29 protein-coding genes and 1 pseudogene are annotated in these 25,540 nt (G+C 37.8%); 9 read left to right on the top strand and 21 right to left on the bottom strand.

The genetic code is table 11. The annotated features are described in order from the left end of the window. The first annotated feature begins 231 nt into the window (after positions 1-231). The 6 genes from WG932_RS00005 to WG932_RS00030 all read left to right on the top strand — a co-directional run bounded on the left by WG932_RS00005 (position 232) and on the right by WG932_RS00030 (position 3,951). Complete coding sequence (locus tag WG932_RS00005; RefSeq protein ID WP_483086471.1) at positions 232-423, top strand: hypothetical protein; 192 nt, start codon at positions 232-234, stop codon at positions 421-423. A gap of 161 nt (positions 424-584) precedes the next feature. Beyond that, positions 585-773 (top strand): hypothetical protein, encoded by a 189-nt coding sequence (locus WG932_RS00010; RefSeq protein WP_483086472.1) that lies wholly within the window; start codon positions 585-587, stop codon positions 771-773. A 1,044-nt stretch (positions 774-1,817) separates the two neighbouring features. After that, on the top strand, positions 1,818-2,117 hold the full coding sequence (locus WG932_RS00015) for a hypothetical protein (protein WP_483086473.1): 300 nt from the start codon (positions 1,818-1,820) through the stop codon (positions 2,115-2,117). Between the two features lie 52 nt (positions 2,118-2,169). Continuing rightward, positions 2,170-2,352, top strand: coding sequence for a hypothetical protein (locus WG932_RS00020; protein WP_483086474.1), 183 nt, complete (start codon positions 2,170-2,172; stop codon positions 2,350-2,352). Positions 2,353-2,545: 193 nt separating this feature from the next. After that, entirely contained in the window at positions 2,546-2,737 is a 192-nt protein-coding gene (locus WG932_RS00025) for a hypothetical protein (RefSeq protein WP_483086475.1), read from the top strand. A 74-nt stretch (positions 2,738-2,811) separates the two neighbouring features. Continuing rightward, complete coding sequence (locus tag WG932_RS00030) at positions 2,812-3,951, top strand: DUF4221 family protein (RefSeq protein ID WP_483086476.1); 1,140 nt, start codon at positions 2,812-2,814, stop codon at positions 3,949-3,951. Between the two features lie 231 nt (positions 3,952-4,182). Here WG932_RS00030 and WG932_RS00035 read toward each other — a convergent pair whose 3' ends face one another. The 5 genes from WG932_RS00035 to WG932_RS00055 all read right to left on the bottom strand — a co-directional run bounded on the left by WG932_RS00035 (position 4,183) and on the right by WG932_RS00055 (position 8,531). Continuing rightward, entirely contained in the window at positions 4,183-4,938 is a 756-nt protein-coding gene (locus WG932_RS00035; protein WP_483086477.1) for an alpha/beta hydrolase, read from the bottom strand. Then, entirely contained in the window at positions 4,854-5,210 is a 357-nt protein-coding gene (locus WG932_RS00040) for a hypothetical protein (protein ID WP_483086478.1), read from the bottom strand. Before WG932_RS00040 ends, WG932_RS00035 begins: the two co-directional genes overlap by 85 nt. Positions 5,211-5,214: 4 nt before the next feature. Beyond that, positions 5,215-6,015 (bottom strand): pyrroline-5-carboxylate reductase, encoded by an 801-nt coding sequence (proC, locus tag WG932_RS00045; protein ID WP_483086479.1) that lies wholly within the window; start codon positions 6,013-6,015, stop codon positions 5,215-5,217. Positions 6,016-6,085: 70 nt separating this feature from the next. Next, positions 6,086-7,786, bottom strand: a complete 1,701-nt coding sequence (locus tag WG932_RS00050) for a M1 family metallopeptidase (protein WP_483086480.1) — start codon at positions 7,784-7,786, stop codon at positions 6,086-6,088. Further along, positions 7,770-8,531 (bottom strand): creatininase family protein, encoded by a 762-nt coding sequence (locus WG932_RS00055; RefSeq protein WP_014021517.1) that lies wholly within the window; start codon positions 8,529-8,531, stop codon positions 7,770-7,772. The genes WG932_RS00050 and WG932_RS00055 overlap by 17 nt, the downstream gene beginning before the upstream one ends. A 156-nt stretch (positions 8,532-8,687) precedes the next feature. Between WG932_RS00055 and WG932_RS00060 the strand changes: the two genes are divergently transcribed. Next, positions 8,688-9,539 (top strand): sugar phosphate isomerase/epimerase family protein, encoded by an 852-nt coding sequence (locus tag WG932_RS00060; RefSeq protein WP_149394031.1) that lies wholly within the window; start codon positions 8,688-8,690, stop codon positions 9,537-9,539. A gap of 42 nt (positions 9,540-9,581) precedes the next feature. On the opposite strand, the gene WG932_RS00065 is transcribed toward WG932_RS00060, so the two are convergent. The 5 genes from WG932_RS00065 to WG932_RS00085 are packed head-to-tail and all read right to left on the bottom strand — an operon-like array spanning position 9,582 to position 12,777. Next, positions 9,582-10,952: an amidohydrolase family protein gene (locus tag WG932_RS00065; protein ID WP_483086481.1), complete on the bottom strand. Its 1,371-nt coding sequence runs from the start codon at positions 10,950-10,952 to the stop codon at positions 9,582-9,584. A 43-nt stretch (positions 10,953-10,995) separates the two neighbouring features. Continuing rightward, the gene (locus tag WG932_RS00070) at positions 10,996-11,715 is read right to left on the bottom strand and encodes an NAD(P)H-quinone oxidoreductase (protein WP_483086482.1); all 720 of its coding nucleotides are present in this window, start codon (positions 11,713-11,715) and stop codon (positions 10,996-10,998) included. Then, positions 11,652-11,972, bottom strand: a complete 321-nt coding sequence (locus WG932_RS00075; RefSeq protein ID WP_483086483.1) for an alcohol dehydrogenase catalytic domain-containing protein — start codon at positions 11,970-11,972, stop codon at positions 11,652-11,654. The genes WG932_RS00070 and WG932_RS00075 overlap by 64 nt, the downstream gene beginning before the upstream one ends. A gap of 47 nt (positions 11,973-12,019) precedes the next feature. Continuing rightward, positions 12,020-12,295 carry a hypothetical protein gene (locus WG932_RS00080; protein ID WP_483086484.1) on the bottom strand — a complete coding sequence of 92 codons (276 nt, stop codon included), beginning with the start codon at positions 12,293-12,295 and terminating at the stop codon, positions 12,020-12,022. Positions 12,296-12,330: 35 nt separating this feature from the next. After that, on the bottom strand, positions 12,331-12,777 hold the full coding sequence (locus WG932_RS00085; protein ID WP_483086485.1) for a universal stress protein: 447 nt from the start codon (positions 12,775-12,777) through the stop codon (positions 12,331-12,333). Positions 12,778-12,879: 102 nt separating this feature from the next. On the opposite strand from WG932_RS00085, the gene WG932_RS00090 reads away from it, so the two are divergent. After that, positions 12,880-13,395: an acyl-CoA thioesterase gene (locus tag WG932_RS00090; RefSeq protein WP_014021522.1), complete on the top strand. Its 516-nt coding sequence runs from the start codon at positions 12,880-12,882 to the stop codon at positions 13,393-13,395. 129 nt (positions 13,396-13,524) lie between these two features. Here the strand turns inward: WG932_RS00090 and WG932_RS00095 are convergent, their stop codons facing one another. The 3 genes from WG932_RS00095 to WG932_RS00105 all read right to left on the bottom strand — a co-directional run bounded on the left by WG932_RS00095 (position 13,525) and on the right by WG932_RS00105 (position 17,085). After that, positions 13,525-14,463, bottom strand: coding sequence for a hypothetical protein (locus tag WG932_RS00095; RefSeq protein WP_339678899.1), 939 nt, complete (start codon positions 14,461-14,463; stop codon positions 13,525-13,527). A gap of 611 nt (positions 14,464-15,074) precedes the next feature. Further along, positions 15,075-15,755, bottom strand: coding sequence for an alpha/beta hydrolase family protein (locus tag WG932_RS00100; protein ID WP_483086486.1), 681 nt, complete (start codon positions 15,753-15,755; stop codon positions 15,075-15,077). A gap of 64 nt (positions 15,756-15,819) precedes the next feature. Then, on the bottom strand, positions 15,820-17,085 hold the full coding sequence (locus WG932_RS00105) for an alpha/beta hydrolase family protein (protein ID WP_483086487.1): 1,266 nt from the start codon (positions 17,083-17,085) through the stop codon (positions 15,820-15,822). Between the two features lie 272 nt (positions 17,086-17,357). Here WG932_RS00105 and WG932_RS00110 point away from each other — a divergent pair, with 272 nt between their 5' ends. Then, complete coding sequence (locus WG932_RS00110) at positions 17,358-18,188, top strand: phytanoyl-CoA dioxygenase family protein (RefSeq protein ID WP_014021525.1); 831 nt, start codon at positions 17,358-17,360, stop codon at positions 18,186-18,188. Between the two features lie 29 nt (positions 18,189-18,217). Here the strand turns inward: WG932_RS00110 and WG932_RS00115 are convergent, their stop codons facing one another. From WG932_RS00115 to WG932_RS00150, 8 genes and pseudogenes are all read right to left on the bottom strand, one after another. Beyond that, positions 18,218-18,724, bottom strand: coding sequence for a DbpA RNA binding domain-containing protein (locus tag WG932_RS00115; RefSeq protein WP_483088758.1), 507 nt, complete (start codon positions 18,722-18,724; stop codon positions 18,218-18,220). Then, the gene (locus tag WG932_RS00120) at positions 18,721-19,542 is read right to left on the bottom strand and encodes a DEAD/DEAH box helicase (RefSeq protein ID WP_483086488.1); all 822 of its coding nucleotides are present in this window, start codon (positions 19,540-19,542) and stop codon (positions 18,721-18,723) included. Before WG932_RS00120 ends, WG932_RS00115 begins: the two co-directional genes overlap by 4 nt. Positions 19,543-19,683: 141 nt before the next feature. Continuing rightward, entirely contained in the window at positions 19,684-20,265 is a 582-nt protein-coding gene (locus WG932_RS00125) for a DUF4136 domain-containing protein (RefSeq protein ID WP_014021527.1), read from the bottom strand. Positions 20,266-20,632: 367 nt separating this feature from the next. After that, positions 20,633-22,293 (bottom strand): annotated as a pseudogene (locus WG932_RS00130) (ribulokinase). Between the two features lie 207 nt (positions 22,294-22,500). Beyond that, entirely contained in the window at positions 22,501-23,010 is a 510-nt protein-coding gene (locus WG932_RS00135; protein WP_014021529.1) for a hypothetical protein, read from the bottom strand. Positions 23,011-23,553: 543 nt separating this feature from the next. After that, positions 23,554-24,057: a hypothetical protein gene (locus tag WG932_RS00140; RefSeq protein WP_149394038.1), complete on the bottom strand. Its 504-nt coding sequence runs from the start codon at positions 24,055-24,057 to the stop codon at positions 23,554-23,556. Between the two features lie 430 nt (positions 24,058-24,487). Then, positions 24,488-24,841, bottom strand: coding sequence for a hypothetical protein (locus WG932_RS00145; protein WP_014021531.1), 354 nt, complete (start codon positions 24,839-24,841; stop codon positions 24,488-24,490). A gap of 386 nt (positions 24,842-25,227) precedes the next feature. Beyond that, the gene (locus tag WG932_RS00150; protein WP_041934746.1) at positions 25,228-25,422 is read right to left on the bottom strand and encodes a hypothetical protein; all 195 of its coding nucleotides are present in this window, start codon (positions 25,420-25,422) and stop codon (positions 25,228-25,230) included. Between the last annotated feature and the right edge of the window lie 118 nt (positions 25,423-25,540).

Genomic DNA, 25,540 nt, shown 5'->3' on the forward strand with positions numbered 1-25,540 from the left:
TAAATTAAAAATTAAATGACCGTTTTAAAATTTTTGTAGGTTATTAAGTACCCTTAATTGCTTGTGAGAATGAGAATATTTTTTCTGTTTTTGATATTATTAGCTACCGGATGTAAAGATTCAGTAAAAGAGAAGACAATTGATTTTAAGACCAATCTTCTTGAAATTAAGCTTTTTAGAAACCACTCCGGTTAATCCTCGATATACCCAGTTGATTGCCTCTGAACTCGGGTGAATACCTTTTACTTTCGTGATTTTAAGGATAAATTCCAATTTCTTGAACTTCCCTCAGGAGGGATCGCTCATGAAATAACAATTCAGCGAGAGGGAGAAAATGCGATTTCGGGGTTTAATGCCGGAACAGTTACCGGATGGGATTCTCTTTGGGTGGCCATGGGGCCTCCAGGTTTTAGCGTTGATTAACGCTTTAATGGAGAAGTACTAAATAGAGTATCTATTATTGACGATCAAATTCCACTTACCTCAATAAGGTCAAATTTTGACAGAAGGTTTCATCAATTTGGCAGTAAGATTTTTTGGAGCACAACCACTATTCATGGACCATCATGGGATGAATAAAGGAGATGCCATTCAAAAAGCAAAGATTGGTCTTTAGTTTAGATATTAATACAGGAGATGTGGAGTGGTACGATGTATTTTACAGAGAAGACTATTGGGATAAGGGCAAAAAACCTTCCGGTTACTCATGGACAGAAAAAGGATGGAAAGCTATACACATTGCACCTTGGCATGACCGGCAAGTTGGGTTTTGATTTGGCCTCAGGTACAGTTACAAATCGAAAGGAGGTGAAATCTAATCATGTCAACAAACCTGATTACGTCAATGAAATCTTACCAATGGAAAAAGCGTTGGCAAATTCTTTTCTTCAAAAGCCTTCTTTATGATAAGTACAGGAATGTATTTTACGGGTTTTCTTACCTTCCTTTGATCCCGAAAACTTGGAGGAAGAATACAATCATTTAGACCTCGAATTCTCAAGACCCTATTCGGGTGTGATGGTTTTGGATAGCAGCGAACTGAATATTATCGGGGAACATATTTTTGATAAATTTCAGGTTTATTCATTAATAACCATTTTGTAGGTGAGAAAGGATTGTACATTTCTGCAAACAATCCCTTTAACCCAGAATATAATGAGGATATGTTGAGGTACTTGATATTTACGCCGGAGTTGGGGGAGGATTAATGATGAGAGAATATATCACTGATTTAACACTATTAATTGATTTCGTTTTAACTCTTTTTTGAGCTTTAATTACCTATAAAGAATGAGAATAATTTCCCTTTTCCTACTATTAGTAATGAGCGGATGTAAAGATTCAGTAAAAGAGAAGACAATTGATTTTAAGACCAATCTTCTTGAAGTGCTTTAGAAACCACTCCGGTTAATCCTCGACCTGCGGATTGATTGCCTCTGACTCGGGTGAATACTTTTTACTTTTAAACGATTTTAAGGATAAATTCCAATTTCTTAACTTCCCTCAGGAGGGATCGCTCATGAAATAATAAATTTCAGCGAGAGGGGAGAAAATGGAATTTCAGGGTTTAATGCCGGAACAGTTACCGGATGGGATTCTCTTTGGGTAACCAACAGGCCTCTGGCCGGATTTTAACTAACTTTAGCGGAGAAGTAAAAGGTGACTATTGACGATCAAACACCACTTACCGTAATAAGGTCTGACTTTGATAGGCGAATGCATCAATATGGAAACAAAATTTTCGGCTCACAGCCACTATTCATGGACCATCATGGGATGAATAAAGATGCCATTCAAAAGCAAGATTGGTCTTTAGTTTGGATGTTAATACAGAGGAGATGTGGAGTGGTACGATGTATTTTACAGAGAAGACTATTGGGATAAGGGCAAAAGCCTTCCAGTTACTCATGGACAGAAAAAGGATGGAAAGTTATACATTGCACCTTGGCATGACCATGAGATTCAGGTACGATATGGCCTCGAGTACAGTTACAAATCGAAAGGAGGTGAAATCTAATCATGTCAACGAAACTGATTACGTCAATGAAATCACCACAATGGAAAAAGCGTTTGGCAAATTCTTTTCTTCAGACCGTTGCAAAGCGGCTTCTTTATGATAAGTACAGGAATGTATTTTACGAGTTTCTTACCTTCCTTTGATCCGAAAACTTGGAGGAAGAATACAATCATTTTGTTCGAATTCTCAAGACCTATTCGGGTGTGATGGTTTTGGATAGCGAAAGACTGAATATTATCGGAGAACATATTTTTGATAAATTTCAGGTTTATTCATTAAATAACCATTTTGTAGGTGAGAAAGGATTGTACATTTTCTGCAAACAATCCCTTTAACCCAGAATATAATGAGGATATGTTGAGGTACTTAATATTTACCCCGGAGTTGGGGGAGAATTAATTATAAAACAAAATAAAACATTTATCAATATTTTATTTTATTAGTTGTAATTAAACGCTAATTAAATTTGGATAAGTGGTTTTTTTTTAGGTTTACTCAAATTTATTTTCAACCTAAATTATTTTTATAATGAAAAAGTTCTTTAAAAAACCACTGCTTTTATTTGGTTCATTGTTAACGGTTGCTGGCTTAAGTTTTGTTTCTAGTCAGGAAGCTGAGGTGACAGCCCAATTTGAAATAAAATGGTGTCAATATCCTGCCTCTGGGGAGTGTGAAAGCCCAATGATTGATACGAGTTGTGTTTGTAATGATCAATGTTAAATTTGAGAAAGGCTCAAAATAGAGTTGTAAATTCCATTTTGAGCCTTTATATTTTTATTAAATAACTTCACTTAATGAGATTATTTTTTCTGTTTTTGATATTGATAGCTACCGGATGTAAAGATTCAGTAAAAGAGAAGGCACTTGATTATAAAACCAGTCTTCTTGAAATAAAGCTCTTAGAAACCACTCCGGTTAATCCTTGGTATACCCAGTTAATTGCTTCAGATTCCGGAGAATACCTATTTCTTTTAAATCACTTTGAGGATAAATTTCAATTTCTTGAACTTCCCTCAGGGAAGATAGCTCATGAAATAGCTATTCAGAGGGAGGGTGAACATGGGGTGTCAGGATTTAATGCCGGAACCGTCACTAGTTGGGATTCTCTTTGGGTAACTAATAGGCCTCCAAATCTAGTATTAACAAACTTTAATGGAGAGGTGTCTAAAAGAATACCTATTATTGATGATCAAATACCACTTACCACAATAAAATCAAATTTTGATCGGCGAATACATCAATATGGAAACAAAATTTTCGGTTCACAACCACTTTTCATGGACCATCATGGGATGAATAAAGATGTCATTCAAAAGCAAAGATTGGTCTTTAGTTTAGATATTAATACAGGAGATGTGAAGTGGTACGATATGTTTTACAGAGAAGACTATTGGGATAATGGCAAAAAGCCTTCCGGTTACTCATGGACAGAAAAGGAGGGAAAGCTATACATTGCACCTTGGCATGACCATGAGATTCAGGTTTTTGATATGGCTTCAGGTACAGTTACAAATCGAAAAGAGGTTAAATCATTCCATGTCAACAAATTTAATTATGTTAACGAAATTCCTCCTATTGAAAAAGCTTGGCTTAATAGGTTTTCCTCAGACCGTTATGAAAACTTTCTTTATGATAAGTACAGGGACGTTTTTTACCGAATATTTTTACCTTCCTTTGATCCTGAAAACTTGGAGGAAGAATACAACCATAGAGAGCTCGAATTCTCAAGACCTTATTCGGGTGTGATGGTTTTGGATAGCGAACTGAATATTATCGGAGAACATATTTTTGATAAATTTCAGGTTTATACCACAAACAACCATTTTGTGGGTGAGAAAGGTTTGTACATTTCTGCAAACAATCCCTTTAACCCTGAATATAATGAGGATATGTTAAGGTACTTAATATTTACGCCAGTGTTGAGGGAGGATTAAAATTTGACAGAATTATCCCAAGAATAAAGCAAGTCCTCTAAATAGTTCCACCTTGAAAATTTAAATACTGTAATAGGTTTACTGTTAACGAAAAAAACCAATTTGAATTTCCAATTGTATCAACCTTATATTTCTGAATGTTTACGTTAGAAATCCCCCTTAGTCCCCCTTTGGAAAAAAAGGGGGATTTTGATATTTCTCCAATTGACGATTGCGTTACTGACTTTAAATTTATTTCTCCATTACATTCACACTATCCGCTGGGCTTAGCTGGACTACTTCTTCCAGAAATTTTATGCTTTCCTCTAGCACTTCGTCCCAACTTTCCGTTTTCAAACTTGAAGCAATCACATGGTCACCGGCCTCAGGGAAAGCTACTTTCCGCTTTTTTTTTTCAGGAGTGCTTACGCTGGCATACATGTCCAGCATGGCCGGAACGGAAACTACCTTGTCTTGCTCTTCCTCATTTTTGTAATAATAGGCCAGAAACAGTGGTTGTTTTACCTTTTCAAAGGTTTCCTTGTTCATTTTACTTTTTAGCAGCACAGCCAGACTTGTATAAGCATTGATATGATAATTTGTTGCCCAATATTTTCCTTCTTCGGGTTCTCTTTCTATCACCTGCACCCCATTTTCATTGGTCATGGTCATCTTCATTAACTGCTTCATCCAAGGCTGAAACAAAGGATCGAGTCGATCACCATAGATGCCGATACACGGGGAATACAAAACCAAGGAATGAATTTCAGGCCTTTCCTCCGCCAAGATCAATGACAGGGCTCCACCCATAGAGGTCCCTACCACGATTACCTTATCACCCAATTGCCTGCTGATCATATAGGCCCTTCTTGCCCCATCCACCAGGCTTTTGGCATTTAGGTGTTCAAACGCATTTGCGCGCTCTATGCCATGTTCCGGTAGTCTGGCCAAGTAGAGGTTGGCACCAAAATGTTTGGCCAATTGCTGATGTACAGGATCACCTTCCATCTGACTGGCACCAAAACCGTGTACATAGAGAATACTGAAAGCGGTTTTTCCTTTTTCTCAGGGTCAGCCCAGACTATCCTGGCTTCATTATTAGGTTTAAGGCCTTGCACAGTGTCTTCACCCTGCTGTATATAGGCTTCCAGTTCATTGAGATTTGATGGCACTTCAGGATAAGTACCGGATAGGTCCTGAATGCTTTCTTTTGGTCCGAGCATATAAAAGATGACGATGAAGATGGCTGAACCCATCAGCCAGGGAAGGACTCTTTTCATGATTTTATTTTTTGATGTCTTCGTAAGAGGCAACTACCCCTCTTACCATGGCAGAACTGAAGCCATGGTGCTCCATTTCATTCAAGCCCTTGATGGTAGAGCCTTTTGGCGTCGTTACCTTATCTATGGCTGCTTCAGGGTGAATCCCTTTCTGAATAATCAATTCGGCAGCACCTTTGACCGTCTGCGTTACAATTTTATTGGCTGTTTTGGCATCGAATCCTATTTGGATTCCTCCTTGGGCCATGGCGCGCATAAAGCGTAAGACAAATGCAGTGCCGCAAGCCCCCAAAACAGTGGCTGCTTCCATCAGGTGTTCTTCTATAGTGATGCTAATGCCTACACTATTGAAAATTGCTTTGATGGCCTCTTCTGTTTTTTGGTCAAAACCTTCCCCACAAATGCAGGTAATGGATTCTTTAATATCTGCTGCTATATTGGGCATAACCCTGAAAACAGTAGTACCGGGTTCTAGTTCAGCCTTTATGGCCTGCAGGGTAATACCAGCAGCCAAAGAGGCGATTACTTGCTTATCTTTCTTTAAAAATGGCTTAATCTCCTGTAGAATAGGCTGAATATTGTAAGGTTTAACACCTAAAATTACAAAGTCGGCATCTTTTACAGCTTCTTTATTATCAGCTAGTACTGTGACGACTTGGGATTCTAGGTAAAACAAACTTTCCGGATGTCTTTTGGTTACGATTAGCCTTTTTCCGTCAAATCCTTCTGTACTCAATAAGCCATTGGCTATAGAAAGCCCCAGGTTTCCGCAGCCTATGATGGCTATTTTAGTATTGTTGTCCATTTATTTTAGTCCTTATTTAAAATCAAGCAATAAATTTACTCATAATTTATGAGATTTCGGGGATGACCATTTATTTGATGGCTTGGATTTGTTGTGTGTAAATGTAAAAGTTTGGATCTACTTCAATTGCTACGTTTGCTGCTAATTTTTCAGTACTTTTCCAGCCCAGTTCAGGGTCAATCCAATACGTCTTTTCACTTTGATTAATTTTAAGTGGCATGGCAAAATTGGCAATCGTGTTCTCCCACCGGTAATACAATTTGTTATCTTTCCAGTAATATTGAAAAATCGGTACCTTTTCGGTACGAAGGTATTGGTCAAAGAAAGCCTGAAGATCCAAGCCACTTTCCTCAGCCAAAAAGGTCTCTATTTCAACGGTAGTTACTGTTTGATGGTAAAAAACCTTGTTCATTTTCCTTAAAATGCCTCTCCATTTTTCATCATTGTCAATCCATTGCCGTAGCGTATGTAGGATATTGGCTCCCTTGAAATACATGTCCCCGGAACCTCGTTGATTTACACCATAATCCCCGATTATAGGCCCATCGTTTCTGATAATTCTCCTTGCCCCTTGAAGGTATTCATTTCCTGCAAGGACACCATAGTGATAGTCTAGGAAAAGACTTTCTGAATAAGTAGTGAAACTTTCGTGAATCCACATGTCGGCAATGTCCTTATAGGTAATGTTATTGGCAAACCACTCGTGTCCTGCTTCGTGAATGATGATATAATCAAAGGTAAGTCCCCAGCCTGTTTCACTAAAATCTTTACCCTTGTAACCATTGGAATAGCCATTGCCATAGGTGACAGCCGACTGGTGTTCCATGCCAAGGTAGGGTACTTCGATCAACTTAAAACCATCCTCATAAAAAGGGTAGGGGCCAAACCAATGTTCGAAGGCCCGCATTAATCGAGGCACATCCCTGAATTGCACCTTGGCTTTTTCGAGGTTTTCCTTGAGTACATAATAATCCAGGCTTAATGGCCCTATTTCACCCTGATACATTTCTGAAAAATGTGCATAATCTGCAATGCTTAAGTTTACGCCGTAGTTAGCTATTGGATTGCTAACAAACCAATGGTAAGTACTTTTACCGTCATTGTGTTTTTCAATTTCACGGAGCCTGCCATTGGATACGTTCATAAGCGGATCAGGTACTTTTACACTGATCAACATGCTGTCAGGTTCATCGTACATATGGTCCTTACATGGCCACCAAAGGCTTGCTCCATCCCCTTGGTTGGAATTGGCGATAAAAGGTTTTCCTTTTTTGTCTTCTTCCCAAGTCAGACCACCTTCCCAAGGGGGATTAGGACTAATCCTTGGGGACCCACTGTAGGCAACTTCCAGAAAATGTAAATCTCCTACTTCTTGATGCGTTTCAAAGGTGACAAAATAGGCGTTTCCTTCTTTTTTAAAATCTAGCTCTTTTCCATTTTGGAAAAACCCCTGAATTTTCATTGGCTGCTGCAAGTCAATTTGCATGACCTTCCCGGGCTTCACTACTTTATAGTAAATGGTATTGCTTCCTTCAATGGACTTTTGCTTGGGCTTGACCTCGATATCGAGGTGGTAATAAACCAAATCCCACCATTCCCTTTCCGGAGTAATACTTCCCCGCAAACTATCCTGCCTAGAGTAAGTTTGTTTTGCATGTTGTGCCATGCCTGAGGTTATGAACAGCATGGTTAAAAAAGCAGGCCTAGGCCATAGGTTATTGTTCGCAAAGGTTTTTTCATTAATTGTTACGGGTTTACTCGTACCTGTCATTGATGTCCAACTTGGCCAGGTCAATCATTAATTCGGCAATTTTTTCACTTGTATCTTTAAGGAAACGTGCTCCTTTTTCCGCTGTACTTGCTTTAGGGTTTCCAATTCCGGTATCTTCGGTGACCATAGACCATTTTCTCTCTGCCCATGCCCAGCCTTCTCGAATGGCTTTTACTTTTGATTGCTTGTCTTTTCCCTCACCGGCTTCTTCGAGAGGCAAAACCAAATGACTATGCAAATGCATGATCAGGCTGGTTTCCATTTCGTCTGCATGGTCTCCCATATGTTCAAAATACTTGGGTTTGTCCATGGCCTGAAACCAGTTGCAGGTACTGAAAAACATGTCTGGAAATAGCAGGCCTATTTCTCTTAGTATGGTTTTGAAGTCATTGCCTCCGTGGCTATTTAGAATTAGCAGTTTTGGTATTCCTTGTCTATGTAAAACAGTCACAAGGTCTTTTAATATGGCCAGCTGGGTGCTGGGATTTAGGTTCATGTCCAGATAGATGTCGGATTGCCCGGTATTAACTCCAAATGGGATAGTAGGCAATATCATCACTTTGGCACCGGCTTCCCATGCAATCTTGCCGGCAGCAGCTCCAAACGCATCAGCTTCATAGACATCAGTACCATAAGGGAGGTGATAATTATGGGCTTCTGTGGCCCCCCAAGGCAATACCGCCAGCTCAATTTTTTCTTTTTTTAGTGCTTTCCAGTTTGTTTCAGCTAGGATATAAGGTCTCATTGATAAAAGGTTTTTGATGAGGCATATTTTCTAAAAATGTAAATAAACCATAAATTTTTAGAATTCCCATCCTTAAAATTCCTTACTTCCCTTTATATTGCAAGAATTAAATGAAGGGTTGAAAATTAACAATAGAATAAAATAAACCATTTTATCATGTCACAATTAAAAAATAATAGAAGAGACTTTGTCAAAAAAAGCATCTTGGGAACAGTGGGAGGTGTCGTATTAGCCGGATCTAATTTAAAAGCAGCACCTGCCACATTAGCCAAGCCATCAGACCTTAAATTGGCATTTGCGGGTTATACTTTTAAAAATTTCGATCTTGATGAAACCATAAAAATGATACAAAAAGTAGATGTAAACTACCTTTGTATTAAGGATTTTCATTTGCCGTTGGAAAGTACAGATGCAGAAATTGCTGCTTTTCACAAGAAATTGGCGGATGCAAACATTAAAGGTTATGCGGTAGGCCCCATCTATTCAAAAACTCAGGAGGCTTTAGATAAAGCTTTTGACTATGCCAAAAGGGTTGGAGTAGATATGATTGTAGGCATTCCAAGAATTGAAGACTTAGCCTATTTGGATAGTAAAGTAAAAGAATACAATATTAGGTTTGCCATCCATAACCATGGCCCTGAAGATAAATTGTATCCAAATGCTACCGTTATCATGGGGCATATCAAGGATTTTGATGAGCGTATTGGTATGTGCTTTGATATCGGACATAATATGCGTGATGGTCATGATCCTGTTGCAGACATTAAGAAATACAAAAGCCGCATCTTTGATTTACACCTGAAAAATGTTTCTAAAGCAGAAGCTGATGGCAAAACAGTTGAGCTTGGAAGAGGTGTTATTGATATTCCTGCAGTGGTGAAAATGCTTGCCAAAACCAATTATACCGGTCACTTGGCCATGGAATATGAAAAAGACATGGAAGCACCTATGGCAGGTATTGCAGAATCTGTAGGGTATTACCAAGGAATTGTGGATACCTTAGGTTAAAAATCTATAAAACGATATACTAAATAGCTCACATAATGTGAGCTATTTGTTTTTTTCGGCGATTTGCTTGAGTTTCTCTTTGATCGTTTCCTCACTTATCCACTGACCTCTTGCCATTACCCCCAAAGGATTTTTTAAGTGGTTTAAATCTTCTAAAGGATTTGCTTTAAGTAAAATCAGATCGGCTTCCATTCCTTCTTCAATGGCTCCAAAATTACCATCAAAATATTGTGCAGGATTTAAGGTGCCGATTTGCAATATTTCTAAAGGTCTTAACCCCGCTGCTAGCATTCCCTTTATTTCATGATGGATAGAAAATCCCGGAACATTAAAAACTTGAGGAGCGTCAGAACCCAATAATAAACCCTGTCCATCTTCATGTAAGGCTTTGATCAATTGATACCGAATTTGGTTGAACTGTTTCCATTTTGTCTCATTAAAATTATCTCCGGCAGTCAGATTTTTTTTGCTTTTTACCCAGTTTTCTCTGGTTTTTGGACTCAAGTATTGCATTTCTTCTTGGTCCACCAATATCTCAGCAGGAATAGGAGAAAACCAACGCTCAAAAAGAGATTGAGTGGGAACCACCCATACCTTATTTTTTTTGCTTAGCTCAACCAATTCCGGAATGGTATTTGGGTTGGCCAATTCCGTGAAATTAAAACCAAAGAAACCATTCTCTGTAGGGTTTACACCAGCTTCTTTCGGAACCAATCCTTCAATAAAACCATCTACGTGGTCTATGGTCTGGTAGCCATTTTTTAAGGCGTGCCTGATGCCTACCAAATTTGAGACATGCCCGGCAAATGGGATCCCGTATTTATTTGCTGCAGCCACAAGGCTGTCAAAAACATGCTTTCTGATACCCGGGTGGAGTTTTAGAAAGTCGTAACCTGCTTCTGCATAATTTTTTACTTTTTCCTGCGCTTCCCCAGGAGTGGTTACTGTATTTCCATTCAAAGAGGGGCTGGAAGTAAAGATTCTAGGAGACAATATTTCCTGGTTTGCAGCTTTTTCTCTTAAGGGTAAGTGAACTTCATTTCCCAACATTCCCCGAATGGTGGTTATACCATTGGATAAGTACAAAAATAGGGTTTCTTGAACCAGAGGATCGTCCCAGGATTTGTCCGGAATATGGGCGTGCATTTCTGCTAAGCCCGGAAGCAAATAATTTCCCTTTCCATCAATTACTTTGGCCTTGGCAAAATCAATGTCTTCCTCCAGAGAAAGAATCTGCTCAATTATATTTTCCTTTACGATGACATGTGCAGGAGAAATAGCCCCTGATCTGACATCTACAATGTTGACTTCCGCAAAAACAGTCTGATCAGCCGTAAGAGCACGGCTGCCATTTTTTGCATTACATGAAACGATGCTTGCAAGCAATAACAGGTAAAGGAATTGATTTCTCATGACAGCTTCGGTTTCAAGTGAATGAATAGTTAACAGGCGCTATTTATACCAACAGTAATATTTTACCGATATGGTTAGAACTCTCTAATAACTTATGTGCTTCAGCAGCAGCTTCCATAGGGAATGCTGTATGGATCACAGGTTTTATTTTATCAGGAAACAATGGCCAAATTTTCTCCATCAAGTTAGTAGCAATATGACCTTTGTAGCCCTTGGATTGAGGCCTTAAAGTAGACCCGGTTATTACAAGCTGATGACTCATTATTCGAAGTAGGTCGACCTCTCCCATTCTATTTTCCATGGCATTTATCATGATCAATCTTCCTTTTCTATTCAATAGGCGAAGGTTTTTTATGGTATAAGAACCACCTACCATATCCAAGACAATGTCAACTTTTTTGTTTCCCAAGTATTTTTTAACTTCAACTTCAAAATCTTGCTCCTTGTAATTGATAGCAAGACTTGCTCCCAAATCTAAGCAGGTTTCACATTTTTCTTTAGAACCCGCTGTAACAATCACCTGGCCACCCATGGCTTTCACCATTTGTATGGCTGCAACCCCAATCCCGCTACTACCACCATGTACAAGTACAATTTCATCCTTTTTAAAATTGCCAATTTGAAAAACATTGTTCCACACTGTGAAAAAGGTCTCTGGTAGGGAAGCAGCTTCTTCTAGACTCAGGCCCTCCGGAATCGTTAAACATTGTTCTTGAGGAACTGCAACAAACTCGGCATAACCTCCCCTGCCAATAAAGCACAAACTTTATCTCCGATCTCCCAGGTTTTAACGTTTTCGCCTAAGTCGGCTACCCATCCCGATACTTCCAAGCCCGGAATATCCTTAGGGACTCCTTCAGGGGCCGGGTATTTACCTTCTCTTTGAGCTACATCAGGTCTATTTATGCCAATTGCACGTACTTTGATTAAAATTTCATCTCTTCCGATTTGGGGTTTACTTTCTTCTTTAATTTTTAAAACTTCCGGAAGGCCCGGTTGTGTAATCACTACTGCTTTCATATGTTATTTGATGACCAATAGAGGAATATGAGTATGATAGACCATTTTCACACTATGGCTATGTTTGAAAATAAAATAATATAAAAACCGCGGTCTTTTGAAAACATGACTAGTAAACTATCTGATTTGTTTTTTACATAATTTTCTAGCCCCTTGTCTGTATTGATCTCCTGAAGCATCTCGAAGCTAAAATCGCAGTCAGGAAAATTTTCATTCAAGTAGGATTCAAGTCCTTTGAAAATGATTTTTTTGCTGAAATTGGGTTTGTTTTCTATATGAATAATTTCATAGGGTAGATTCCAAGTTTCAGTGAGTTTAATCAATTTCCTGAAAATGCCTTCTTTATCATGTTGAAGATCTACAGCAACTTTAATTTTCTCAATGCTTTCAAATGAAGACCCAAAGGGTACTGCAATGACAGGAATGCTACTTTCCTTGATAACCTTAGCGGTATTGGATCCAATAAGATTTTTTTAATACCACTTGCCCCTTGGGTACCCATGATGATAAGGTCATAGTCATCATTATTGGCTGTGGAAAATATGGCATTGGCCACGGTGCCTTGAATAATCTTAAAATCTATTTCTACATCTCTACCTACTTTGCTAATTATTTTATTTAATTCAGCTTTGGCATTGTTCTCTATGGTTTGTGCCATTCTTACAGCTTCAGCAGCAAAATCATATACTGCAAAATAGGAGAAAATCAATGTTATGGTTGCACATTGCTGCTGAGCATAGGACACTGCAAAATTTAGTGCTTGATCAGCATTGTCAGATAGGTCAGTTGGAACAAGGATCTTCATATTTGGCCTTTTAGTTTCTTTAAATTAATGAATATTTATCTAAATTACACAATGATTTAAATCATATATCTTTGATGATAATATGGATCAAACTTAAAAATTATGTTCGAATATAATAAAGACAAGCACTATCCTAAAGAGACGGAAAGTAGGGTAGTGATCAGGTTTCAGGATTGTGATCCATTGCAACACCTCAATAATGCCAAGTATTTCGATTATTTTTTTAATGCTAGGGAAGATCAGGTGCCGAAATTATATGGGGTGGAAATGATGGATTTTATTCGTAAATACCAGGCCGCTTGGGTCGTTTACAATCACAGTATTTCCTATGTAAGACCGGCTAGAGTTGGAGAATGGGTGAGAATCATGAGCAGAGTGATTTGGCACGATCACCATTCAGTGATTGTGGAATATTACATGACAGATGATAATAAGGAAGAATTGAAAACATTGATGTGGACCACCATGCGTTATGTGGATATGAAACATGGGAAGTCTAAAGATCATGAAGGAGCGGTCAAAGATTTCTTATTAGCTACCACAGATGAGGTGAACATGACTGAAACCACACTCCAATCAAGGATTAAAGCGATTAAAGCAAGCCTCTTAAAAGCTTGATTAGGAAAACGATTTTGCTCGGTGTTGCAGTATAAATTAATAGATGTCAATACCGTCAAAATCGTATTTTTTTAATTTTAGGCAAAAAGATATTACCTTCCTAGCGCAAACAAATTGATAGCTTTTGAATTAGCTAAATAAACTGTAACGAATTATCAATTTACCACCTGATCTCCACTTTATCCATCCTTGGTCAAGACTTGAGAAATCTTTGTCAGTAAGTTTAACTTTCAGCCAATCTCCCCGGACTGCTATAGGTTGCAAAAAATCATAAGGTCTAGTGTTAATTGAAGCATTTTCTAAAGGTTTAACCAATACCTTTTGTGGGAACGCATCAAGAATTTCCACACTATTTATATTTAGAATAAACTCCGGCCAATAGATTAGGTGGCCACTGAATTTATCTATAAGTACCGATTGACCTGTTTCTTTGTTTACCTCTACTTCTAGCATATGCTTTCCGGAAGTTAGCACTTTTAGCATCAGCCAATCGTAATCTAATTTTTCTATTTCAGGGAAGAAGTAAGGGGGTGCATATTGGATATCATATTGTCCATTATGATTTTTATAAAACACCAAACTGTCTATAACCTCTCCAAGGCCATTCCATGCATTTGGGTTTGATGGGGAATAAAAATACAGTTTGTCATTTGCTGAAAAATTGGGGCTAAACAATCCTTGACCCATAACCTTTTCAAATTGAATATTGTGGACCGGTTGGACTGGAATTGGTTTGGGGGTGATTTGTTTTTGTTGGGCAGGAACCTTGTCTCTCTCCAATTCTAAATGGCGCATGTATCCTAGAAAAAGTAAAATACTCAGTACAATAAATAGAATAAAATTGGTGTAAACGATAATTTTTGTTTTTAATCTACCTGCCAGTATTATTGCTAGGATCAAGGCACCAAAAGCATACAACAGGGCATAGCCAATTAATATGGTAGCACCGGCTAATCCTTGATTTTTGCCTACCCCCATGTATCCAGAGAACATAGCCCCCAAGATGAAAAACACTATTATTGTGAGAAAATAGAATAAAAAACTGGAACCTTTAAGTGCTTTTTTCATGGATCAATTAATTATCTAACCCGAGGTTGATACTAGTGTTTTGTAGCTGGGATTATAGCAGGTTAGTTCAATCGCTAGGAAACCGAGCCTTAATAATCTCGATAAAGCAAAGAATCACTATCATTGAACTTAATTTGTTCTATTAATAGGGAAAAGAACAAAAAAGCAATCAGTACGCTATTGATTGTAGGTAGTATTTAATTTATCCTTATAAAATTAATTATATTTAATAAAAAACAAAATAAATGACCAATTAATATTGAGGTTTACCAAATTGATTATGATAAAACTCAAATGAAAGGTTCTTAATAATAAATAATGTTTTGATCTTAAGATTTATTGAATATTAGTGAGTGTTTTGGTAGAAAAAAATGTATCAAAGTTACCGAAATCGAGATGTTTTCATTGCTTTTGGTAGGTCTTTGAATCTTTGGCTATTTTATTTCGCTCGATTGAAACTTATGAAATATTAAATGAGGTACTTTATTTAGGCCCTCAAAACTGCAGCTCTCCTACTAAAGCTAGGGCTTATGGAAATTCAAACACAAAATATGGCGGCTAAATAATCTTTTGAAAGTAGATTTTTTAGGACATCCATGCCTAATTTTATATTAATTTACAACGTACAATTGCTCATTAACTGCTTTATTTAGTACCGTATCCGACCAAGTATAAGCAGGCGGGATTTCACCAATGAAATAGGTTTTTGTTGGGTGTATCAACGCCGGAATCTGATACATATCGGTAATCCGTAATACATTCAATAATTCTAAAGCGAAATCCCTTCCATTTTTTGGGCTGGGTTGGTCATGTGTTTCCGGTGGATAGGCCAAATAAATATTTTCACATTTTTCATCCATCAATGCTGCATACATGGCTATGGATGCCATTCCATCCCTGCCAAGAATACTGATTTTATTGGGTGCTACCTCAGGCAATGTTCTACAGAATTCCAATGCGCGCATGGTGTCATAGATTTGCATGGAAGCGATGGTTTTGCCTAGCCAAGCTGCTGAACGCCTGATATGCCAATTTAGCTCAGGTGCCCAGCCGGCTTCCCCCACGCCCCTTACCTCCACGTACGCGATGTTATGCTTTCCAGGTACTTTTTGCGCAAAACCTTCACTTTCCCACCTTTCCTCTCCCGGGGTTCTTAGTACCAAGAGCAGAGGCGATTTCTCTTCTTGAGGGTGCCGGTAAAAGATATTTACTTTAAGTTCCCATCCTTCTTCGCTGTTAAAACTGTAGGTTTTATTCCCATACTTGGCCAAGTCAGCGGTTCTATAAATCATTTTGCCTCCTAAATCTATTGCAGCATCCGGAAATGCTCCAAAAGTTCTTGATTTGAGAAAGTGCTTAACTTTTTTGATGGTCTACTAAATCTTCTCTACTATTGATAACCGGGATTTCGGCCGTTTTGATGAAGGAGTGCTGGATGGTTTTGGTGATATCTGTAGCGGGCGGCCTGCCATTATAAACGTTAAGGCTGTCAGCAGGCAGTAATTTTTCCTTATTGGTTTCTATATCTACTATTTCTTCAGCGGGAACATCTTTGCCCATTAAGTGTTGAAGGAAAAAAGAAAAAATGGCTTTCCTCGATTTTGGATGGTAAGAATGCCCTCCCGGTGTTTCTACTAGTGAAATATTATTTTCTGCATCAAATTTTTTATAGAAGTTGCGTAATGTTTGATAAAACTGCCTTGTGGACTCAATCCCATAAAGTTCGTCTCTATCCGATTGGGCTATAAGCAGAGGTTTGGGGGCAATTAAAGCTCCGATATCTGTGTAATCCATTTGATAGCCATTGTTGATCATCATGCAATCACAATGGCCATCTATTCTTCTTTCGCCTACCTGCGAGTCCATGGTTCCCGCTCCACAAACAGGCGCTGCAGCTTTAACTCTTGGGTCTGCTGCAGCAAAGTACCAGCTTTGGGAGCCTCCTCCCGAAATGCCGGTAATGCCAATATTGTCCATGTCCACGTCAACACGTGTAGCAAGGTAGTCCAGGCCTCTTATTGCATTCCATAATTCTACAGCGGCGGGGTTATAGCCTCGAGAGTACCAATTGAACCATCCCTTGTTATAAGGTCCCCAATGATGTCCCCAAACTTCACCAAATTGGATGGTGTCAAAAATTAAGGTGACAAATCCAAGTTCTGCCAATCTTCTCGCATGCGCCTGGTAGTTTACCTTTTGCCCATGAGAATGACCGGAAAGATAAATTACTGTTGCCCGAGGTTGAGAAATATTGTCGGGTACATAGAGGTTTGCCGGGACAAATAAATTGGGAAGGGATTCATAGTAAAATTTTTCGATGTGAAAGCCTTTTTGTTGCAAGGTGCCTTGGAAGTAAGTTTTGGGAGGATTCCTTGGTTCAGTCATATTAAATCCCATCATTTCTATAAATTGATGGTGTTTTACAGTACGAACCGAATCCCATTCATCCAGGGTAAGGGAACTTGAAGAAAAATGATCAGTCATTCCTTTGGCCTCTTGTTTGAGGTAATGCATGATATTGTTTGTAGGAGAAGGGTTTTTGATATTCAATGCCTTCTCTTCTTTACATGCTCCTGTTAATAAAATTAGCAGACCTAGAGAGATTAAGTTTAGCTGTTTCATTTTTCGAGATTAAATAAAGAAGTAAGATAACCACAGGATTTTTTTAAGCCAATGCTTTCTAAAATTGATTTCAGTTTGTGGGTGAAAATAAGAGGAAATTTTATTTTCACTTGATTTTGAGGAGAATTTAAGGGATATTGATAAAGGTAAGGTTCTACTTAACTGATTAAAATAGGTAAGGGTATAAGTAGTCAAACCGTAGTTCTATATGATTAAATAGAAGCCCACGTAAAATCGTTTATTATCATTAACATAAATTTGTTTGTAAGCCTATGAAACTGACTGAAGAACAAATTGCCCAATACCAAAAAGATGGCTATTTACTTGTAAAAGGATTTTGTAGCCAAAAGGAAACCAATAAGCTTTATAAGGTAGCTTTGGAGGATGAGGCAATGAGTAAAAATGCCATGGATCTAAATGACCAATCGGGCATGAAGACCAAGCTTTCCTTGTGGTTTAAACCTGGGAATGACGTTTTTGGCTATTTGACTAGAAGTGAAAAAATGGTAAATGCGGTAGGGCAATTGCTCGAGGGAGAAGCGCCTGTATGTCACTTTCATTCCAAGTTAATGCAAAAAGAACCCAAAGTAGGAGGCGCATGGGAATGGCATCAAGATTATGGATATTGGTATAAAAACCAATTCATGTTTCCTGATCAATTAATGAGTGTAATGGTTGCATTAACAGAGGCAAATAAGCAGAACGGTTGTTTGCAGGTAATCAGAGGCTCACACAAGCTTGGAAGGGTGAATCATGGGTTTGCCGGTGAGCAAGTTGGGGCTGATATGGTGATGGTTGAGAATGCTTTAAAAACGATGGATCTTGTCTACTGTGAAATTGATCCCGGAGACGCGCTTTTCTTCCATAGTAACTTGTTGCACCGGTCAGCAGCAAACCTTTCGGAAAAGCCTAGATGGTCCATAATTTCATGTTTTAATTCTCAATCCAATATTGCCTACAGTGAGACTTCTACCGCATGGAAAGAGGCTTTAGATCCAATCCCGGATGAAGCCATTTTAAATTGGGAAGCTGATTCTTTATCTCAAGCAGATTTCCTTAAAAAGGAGAATGACCCTGCCTTGAAAGACACAGGTTGGGAATAAGCCTTATCACCAGAAAAAGAAGGGTTGGATTAGTTGGCCACTTCCATTTTTACTTTCAGCTTTTTTAATTTTTGATTGTAAGTATTGTTGAGAAGGTCGTCTACTCTTTCTGTGGGAATGGCCACATAACTGGCATTGTCGAGAATATTAATCATGCCAATTTCGCTGCCTTTTAATCCTCCTCTTTTGGTGAAGAATCCAACAATATCTCCCTTACTGACTTTATTTTTCTTTCCAACACTTAAATAAATACAGGTAAGAGGGGAGGACTCTGGTGTTTTTATTTCTTGCGGAAGCTGGTATTCAGGCAAATTATTATCTACATATTCAGGGAAGGTTTCTTCATGAGCAAGCAACAGGTAACTTTGCCCTTCGGCCATCATTCTTGCCGTTCTTCCATTTCTGTGTACAAATGCATCTTTCTTTGGAGGCAATTGGTAGTGAACAATATGCTTGATTTCAGGTATGTCCAAGCCTCGGGATGCAAGATCTGTGGCAATTAATAAGGAGTGTGTACCACTTCTGAATTTTATCAGGTTTTTTCTCTATCAATTTGTTCCATGCCACCATGCAATACCACATGCTCAAAGCCAAAATCTGTTAAGAGTAAGCTTATTCGATCTACGGCATCTCTATGGTTACAAAATACCAAAGTGCTTTCCTGTCCAAAATCTGAAACAAGGCGCATTAGGCTGTCTATTTTTTCTACACTTGAGGTCCTAACCAACTGTAGCAATAAGGTCATTACTTCACCTTCTTTCAAGAAATCCACTTTCTCATAAGTTTTGAAAGGTAAGAATTCGGGCAAGGTATTGAGGGTAGTTGCAGAGGTAAGAAAATACTTTTGTCCCTCAGAAAGGTCTTTAAAGATAACGCTTAATTGCTCATGGAAACCAAATTGAAGGGATTTATCAAATTCATCCAAAATAACCAGACTAATATTTAAATCCGTTAAATTCCCTTTTTGCGCATGTTCTGATAGTCTTCCCGGAGTCCCTAAAATCACTTTAGGCTTTTCCATAAGTCTATTCTCTTCTGTTCGCATAGAGTGCCCTCCATAGCAAACGCAAGCGTGAAAATTTGTCTTCAATGATTTGAAAACCTCAGTAATCTGTAAAGCAAGTTCTCTAGAAGGGATTATAATAAGTGCAGTGGCGTCCGCTGTGGAGGCCTCCAAGTGTTGGACCATCGGAATAAGGTAGGCAAGTGTTTTTCCGGAACCCGTGGGAGCCAATAGCATGACAGGAGCATCCCCTGAGGCCTTCTCCATAAATTCCAATTGCATTTTATTGAAATTTTTTAATGAAAGTCGTTCCAAAAAGGTTTCCTTACTTGTTTGATTATTCTTGTCCATACCACAAAGATAAGGATAGGCAATGAGACAAAAGTGCTTTATATAAAGAATTTAAAAATGAAATCCTGCCTGAAAAATACAGACAGGATTACAAAGGTTGTAGTTGATAGAGGAAGCGAATACATCGCTTACAATTAGCGGTTAATTCCTTGTCAAAATTTTAAATTGATCCATTACTTTATAGGTGGCTCGGGTTAAATCAATGTGGATATTTGGAGAGTTATAATCAAAATAAGCTGAAGTATACCCTTGCCAAATAGTATTTCCTTTTTTATGATCGATTACCAAAACGACAAGCATCCCATCATTCTGAGTGTATTTTATGGCGTTGTAATTTTCACCCCTTTTTTGTCTTTCGAGACTATCCAAAACAGACTCTTCAACCAGTTCTATTCCCTGTTTTTTTAACCAATAGTCAAAGTTTGGTTGGTTGTATCCCCTGTACCTCACTTCACTCATATAAAGCTTGTGGATAATTAGAAGATCTGGATTTTTATCTCTTTCCCTAAATCCTTGAGAGCCTAATCGTGAGGAAATGGATTTTTCAATAATTCCGGTAAAATCCCTGTCGTTTTTCCCTTCTTCAGCCACAAATCCAAAAGTTTTGTACTTTTTGAAGGCTCCTTTGTAATTGTAATCGTATTCGGCAATAAAGTCTCTTTGTGACAAGCATGCTGAGTTAATTATCAGTATGGCGAAGATAAAGTAATTGAAGTTTTTCATACATTTTTCTTGAAAAGAGGTGAAGCAATAGGTTTGTGATTTTGTGAAACAATTAAGTTTTATATCTCAAAACATAAAACTGCAATTTTAAAATAAACTTCAGAATAGAATTTTTGTTCAGGGTTTTGTCGCTAAAAACTGAATTAATGTTAATGAATTTCAGTATAAAATGCAAGTTTTTTGGTTCATATTGCTTAAACTTATGTTATTGAATATTAGTGGTCTATACTATTCCAATTATTTGATAAACCATAGGAACAAATTGGATCAACCACAATCCCTCAATCAAAAAGTGGGAGAAAACAAAAAATGGCAAGCCTTTTGGCTTGCCATTTTAATTTATAGATTTGAAAACCATTTTTTTATTTTAGCTAAACTTTTCAATAAATTCACCCAAAGACAAGTACTTTTCGTATTTCGATTGATAAATAGCAACCTTTTCCGGATTTGGGTAATAAACTTTATCAAAACCGTTGCCCATAGCTGCTATGGCCTCGGTTACATTTGGATAAATGCCCGCTGCGGTAGCGGCATAAATGGCAGCACCCAAAGCTGGGGCTTGTTCAGATTTTGCTTCTTTTATAGGCATATTCAACACATCTGCCAAAGTTTGCATGACCAAGGATGATTTTTTTGCCACCCCACCTAATCCTACTACTTGCTCTATTTTTACACCTTCTTGTCGAAACCTTTCGATGATTTTTTTGATCCAAAGCAAATGCTATCCACCAAGGCTTTAAAAACATGGGCAGCGCCTGAGCCCATGTCAAGACCTTGGATTGCTCCTTTTAAATTCTGATTGGCATCGGGTGTTCTTCTTCCATTGATCCAGTCCAGCGCAATTACATCCGTTTCATCGGGAGCTATTTTTTCAGCTTCATTCGATAGGGTTAATATTAAGTTCTTTTCCAATAGATCTATAGTTTCTTGCTTAAGCTCACCATCCATAGTAGCATTTTTGATGGTAGTGCTGGCAGGTTTTAGCAATAATTGGACGAACCAAGCGAGGACATCACCAAAGGCAGATTGTCCTGCTTCTAAGCCGATTTTCCCCGGGATAACAGACCCATCTACCTGTCCGCAAATCCCCTTTACCAACTTATCTTCCAATGCCTCATAAGGACTCACCATAATGTCGCAAGTAGAGGTGCCCATCACTTTAACAAGGGTGCCCTCATCAACTTCTCCTCCTATGGCACCTGCATGGGCGTCGAATGTACCAACAGCAACGGGAGTGCCCTCTTCCAAACCTAGTTTAGTGGCCCATTCTTTTGCTAATCCCCCTGCAACCTGGTCGGAGGTATAGGTTTCTTGGTAAAGTTGGCTCTTAAGCTTCTTCAGGCTTGGGTCAAGCTTTTCTAAAAACGCTTCCTCAGGCAACCCTCCCCAGCTCTCATGCCATAAAGCTTTGTGCCCTGCGGCACAGCGACTTCGCTTAAAGTCAACTGGGTTTTTGCCACCAACTAATGTATAGGTCAGATAGTCGCAATGTTCCATCCATGAATAAGTTGCTTCTGCAACTTCTTTGTCTTCTCTGATGATATGTAAAATCTTCGCCCAAAACCATTCTGAAGAATAAATACCACCTTCATATTTGGTGAAATCTTCTCCTCCCCAAGTCCTTGCCAAATGATTGATTTCATCCGCCTCAGCAATTGCCGTGTGGTCCTTCCATAGGATCATTTGGGCATTGGGGTTTTCAGAAAATTTGTCAGAAAGTGCCAAAGCCTTGCCGGAACGGTCTACCGGAAGTGGAGAGGACCCTGTAGTGTCTACGCATATTCCTTTTACTTGAGCTTTGGGTATACCGGACTTTTCCATCACCGCTTTTACGGTATGTGAAAGCCCCTCAAGATGATCTAATGGGTGTTGCCTAAACTGGTTTTTTGATGGATTGCAATATTTGCCTTCTTTCCAACGGGGATAGTTGTAGACTTCAGAAGCAAGGGTGACACCATCACGGGTGTTGACCAAAATGGATCTGACAGAATCTGTTCCATAGTCTACACCCAATACGTAATTGTCCATAATAATTATTTTGGATTGTTAAATAGCGAGAATCTAATGATGACTTAAAATAGGGAAAGGAAATGCTAACATTATTTGTGAAAAAGTATGCTTGACAAATTCCATAACCTATTCAGAGTTTGATGTAAAAATATACGGAAAAAATTGAAAAAGGCCCATCTAAACCTATAAAAAATGAAGACTTTGACTTTAATTTGGGTTTAGGGATCAAACGTCTTCGACTTCATGCCAAGTCTGAATTTCTAGAATTTTATTTCCTTCGGTTTTGATGGCCATATGGTATTCATATGCTATGGATTTTAATGTTTTGCTATCTAAAGCAGAAAAAGTCGTCCAAACTAATGTCCAGTCACCCTTCAAAATTCCTCGATTCACGCGGACGCTAGTAAGTTTGGGCTCACTAAAAGACAAGTGATTCAAATGGTTATGCTTTGATTTCCAATGGGAGATTTCTTCAATAGAGTCGTGGATTGAATCTGTATTGGTATTTATACATTTGAAATCTGGATGTATGATTTCTTTGATATAGTCGTAACTTTCTAATTGAAGCCCTTTAAGGTATTTCTTAATTAATTCTTGATCACTATGTTCCTTTGGGTTTTTAGTTACCGGAGGGTTTCGACCTTCTACATTCTTTCTCACCTGTTCTTCATATTTGCTGGAATACAAATAGCCGGGTAGGAATGCCAGTGCTAAAGAGTTTTTAATGTTGGTCATCTTAGATTATCAATCTTAAAAGGGTTATTTAAATTGATATTTTTAAGGGTGTTGGTAGTAACTTTTTCCTTATTTATCTTTCTTGTTACAATAATACGAATAAAAAATTCAATTTTTATGGTTTGTAAGATGATTTTTGATAGGTGAGTGGTGTATTATCCTAAACTGACTCAGGACTTTAGTTTAATTTTTTAAATCCTTTTTTATGTGGAGTGAATTGCTCTTATGGAAGAAAAAACGAAAAGAGAGTTAGAGGTATAATTAAAATCCGTTTTTTGAAATAGGGTTCATAAGAACTGGTGTAATATCTAGAAAATTAGGCTTTTTAGAGACAGAATTATAGCCAAGCTATGCATAACCTGTCTGCTTACACTTAAGTTTGTAGATAGCACGGAAGAGCCTGTGGTTGAAGTGATTTCCGCAAATGATAAAAGGTCTATTTCATAATTTGAGTTAAAATACTTTTTAAGAGAAAAGGTAAAAAAAACACCTCTTATTAAATGAACAAGAGGTGTTGTAATGGTAGTTTTGGTTAGGTGAAAACTAATTTGATGAAGTCATTTCCTTTTTTAATAGAGCATTCCATTTTTGAATCAAGGGCCATTCTCCTGAGAGATCAGAATTTTTTTCTCCGTCAAAGAAACACAAATTGGCCTTTTTTATAGAAGCCTCCTTCTGTTGTATGATCAAAGTTAAACTGTCAATTATTTCCACTTTCTTTGAACCTTTCCCTACAAGGTGATTTTGTTTTTGAAGGTCTATATGTGAAATATTGTCAGTAGAAATTAATTGAAATTCCAATTCAGCGCCAAGGTTCATGTAAAGCAATTTGTGCTTACCGGAATCAATGCCAATGGCATATTCACCTCGCCAAAAATCATGATTTTCCAACACAAGGCCTTGCTTATTGGCTTCCTCCATAAACTTTTGCTGCTTTGATTTTAATAGGTTGGATTGCTTTTTCTTATTGATATATATTGGAGCAATAAATGCCACAATAGCTGCTAAGGAAATTCCTAAGCTGATTGGTTCAATGTCAACGATCATTTTTCAGGTATTTGAATGTTATAAAATGCAATAGCTAGATTAGAAAAAATATTAAAATAGGATCTAATAGCGTAATCAAAGCCTGTCATTTCGGGCAGTCGATTATAGGAGATCCTGATTTCCATATCTTATTTCCTGAATTAATTCTGCTATTAATTAGGGGTTAAATTGTCTAAAATTCCCTTAGAAAAGGAGGAGCATAATAAAATGGGCAACTTTCAACTTAAATTAAAAAGCTGATCGCCTAATATTAGATCCAAGTTCTCTGTTAAACCGAATATCCTTACTAAGAACAATGGCTACAATTCTCTTTCATAATCAGGGAATTGCAACAAAAGTATTTCCGGATCACTGCTGTACAATGAATTTTAGACTGGCATTAAAACCTATTTTTATAGGAAATAAATGCTTGCAAATAAATGAAGGTTGATTACCAAAAGGAGTGGAAAGGAAAAAGTATTTGTTTGAAATAATGATAAGAGACCCAGGCGTAAGGACTCAAATTTTTATTGCTCAATAAAGGACCATTGGCCCAAGTAAATTCTTGGTTCTTTATTCCTGCAAATAATCCATCATTTAAAATATTTTTGAAGGCATGTCCCTCTTCATAAACTGTAGGAAGGCCGAAAAAATCTACGAAACTCAGTTGGTCTACAAAGGCTTTGTTTTGACCGGTTCCTTCAGATATTTTGACAGGAGCAAAAGGCAATAAAAATGACCAGACCAATATCGCTGCGGATAGGAATAGGGTCAAGTGTGATTTTATTGCTTTTGTTGTTTTCATTCGTAAAGCAAATTTACTGATTTTTATTGTAAATGGACTTTTATAAATAATTATATAATTCGAAAATAACCTTAAAATAGGGTGGTTGAAGGTGGTTTGCTTTTAAAGTCCATGAATTTTAAGCAGATTCTATAAATGATATCCATTTAAAACCCATCACTTATTTTTGGTATTAGATATTCACAAACAATAGAAATGGGCCTTCAAAGCATTGCTGAAATTTACTTCTTTTCTTATAAAAGTTAAGTATTCTGTGAAGATGAAACTTACCATTGAAAGCTTAGCAAATTCCCTATTTTAAACGGTAATGGGTATAAAATGTTAAGTTAAAAAATCAAAAAGTTTGAAAAAAAGCTGCCACTAATTTGTGGCAGCTGAGGTGCATATTATTGCTCTGTAATTTCTATTTCTTCCAATTCAATGGAATCTTCAGAATCCAAAGGTAGAGACTCATTCTCGAATTCTTCAGTCATTTCTGGTTCTTCAACAGAATTTTCGATTTGTGAATCTACTGGTTTTTTGCCGCAGGAGGCCAGTTGGCTAGCTACGACGATCATCATTACAACGATGCTTGTTTTCATTTTTTTGTTTTTCTTTTATGTATCCTTAGATATCAATGCAATAATAAAAACTATGCCAAAAATTCAAATTCCGGGAGATGGGAAAAAGTATTTTTTATTCCTTTCTGGAGGGCTATGA

The organism is Cyclobacterium sp. SOCE241 (assembly GCF_056867545.1).

What these genes read in the sequence shown, in the direction of transcription:
- WG932_RS00075 (WP_483086483.1), bottom strand. Translation starts at nt 11,972, where the DNA reads ATGAAAGCAGTAGTGATTACACAACCGGGCCTTCCGGAAGTTTTAAAA.
- WG932_RS00105 (WP_483086487.1), bottom strand. Translation starts at nt 17,085, where the DNA reads ATGAAACAGCTAAACTTAATCTCTCTAGGTCTGCTAATTTTATTAACA.
- WG932_RS00065 (WP_483086481.1), bottom strand. Translation starts at nt 10,952, where the DNA reads ATGAGAAATCAATTCCTTTACCTGTTATTGCTTGCAAGCATCGTTTCA.
- WG932_RS00050 (WP_483086480.1), bottom strand. Translation starts at nt 7,786, where the DNA reads ATGACAGGTACGAGTAAACCCGTAACAATTAATGAAAAAACCTTTGCG.
- WG932_RS00035 (WP_483086477.1), bottom strand. Translation starts at nt 4,938, where the DNA reads ATGGAAGGTGATCCTGTACATCAGCAATTGGCCAAACATTTTGGTGCC.
- WG932_RS00135 (WP_014021529.1), bottom strand. Translation starts at nt 23,010, where the DNA reads ATGACCAACATTAAAAACTCTTTAGCACTGGCATTCCTACCCGGCTAT.
- WG932_RS00060 (WP_149394031.1), top strand. Translation starts at nt 8,688, where the DNA reads ATGTCACAATTAAAAAATAATAGAAGAGACTTTGTCAAAAAAAGCATC.
- WG932_RS00010 (WP_483086472.1), top strand. Translation starts at nt 585, where the DNA reads ATGCCATTCAAAAAGCAAAGATTGGTCTTTAGTTTAGATATTAATACA.
- proC (WP_483086479.1), bottom strand. Translation starts at nt 6,015, where the DNA reads ATGGACAACAATACTAAAATAGCCATCATAGGCTGCGGAAACCTGGGG.
- WG932_RS00055 (WP_014021517.1), bottom strand. Translation starts at nt 8,531, where the DNA reads ATGAGACCTTATATCCTAGCTGAAACAAACTGGAAAGCACTAAAAAAA.
- WG932_RS00030 (WP_483086476.1), top strand. Translation starts at nt 2,812, where the DNA reads ATGAGATTATTTTTTCTGTTTTTGATATTGATAGCTACCGGATGTAAA.
- WG932_RS00040 (WP_483086478.1), bottom strand. Translation starts at nt 5,210, where the DNA reads ATGAAAAGAGTCCTTCCCTGGCTGATGGGTTCAGCCATCTTCATCGTC.
- WG932_RS00125 (WP_014021527.1), bottom strand. Translation starts at nt 20,265, where the DNA reads ATGAAAAACTTCAATTACTTTATCTTCGCCATACTGATAATTAACTCA.
- WG932_RS00085 (WP_483086485.1), bottom strand. Translation starts at nt 12,777, where the DNA reads ATGAAGATCCTTGTTCCAACTGACCTATCTGACAATGCTGATCAAGCA.
- WG932_RS00150 (WP_041934746.1), bottom strand. Translation starts at nt 25,422, where the DNA reads ATGAAAACAAGCATCGTTGTAATGATGATCGTCGTAGCTAGCCAACTG.
- WG932_RS00110 (WP_014021525.1), top strand. Translation starts at nt 17,358, where the DNA reads ATGAAACTGACTGAAGAACAAATTGCCCAATACCAAAAAGATGGCTAT.
- WG932_RS00145 (WP_014021531.1), bottom strand. Translation starts at nt 24,841, where the DNA reads ATGAAAACAACAAAAGCAATAAAATCACACTTGACCCTATTCCTATCC.
- WG932_RS00090 (WP_014021522.1), top strand. Translation starts at nt 12,880, where the DNA reads ATGTTCGAATATAATAAAGACAAGCACTATCCTAAAGAGACGGAAAGT.
- WG932_RS00140 (WP_149394038.1), bottom strand. Translation starts at nt 24,057, where the DNA reads ATGATCGTTGACATTGAACCAATCAGCTTAGGAATTTCCTTAGCAGCT.
- WG932_RS00100 (WP_483086486.1), bottom strand. Translation starts at nt 15,755, where the DNA reads ATGATTTATAGAACCGCTGACTTGGCCAAGTATGGGAATAAAACCTAC.
- WG932_RS00120 (WP_483086488.1), bottom strand. Translation starts at nt 19,542, where the DNA reads ATGGACAAGAATAATCAAACAAGTAAGGAAACCTTTTTGGAACGACTT.
- WG932_RS00025 (WP_483086475.1), top strand. Translation starts at nt 2,546, where the DNA reads ATGAAAAAGTTCTTTAAAAAACCACTGCTTTTATTTGGTTCATTGTTA.
- WG932_RS00095 (WP_339678899.1), bottom strand. Translation starts at nt 14,463, where the DNA reads ATGAAAAAAGCACTTAAAGGTTCCAGTTTTTTATTCTATTTTCTCACA.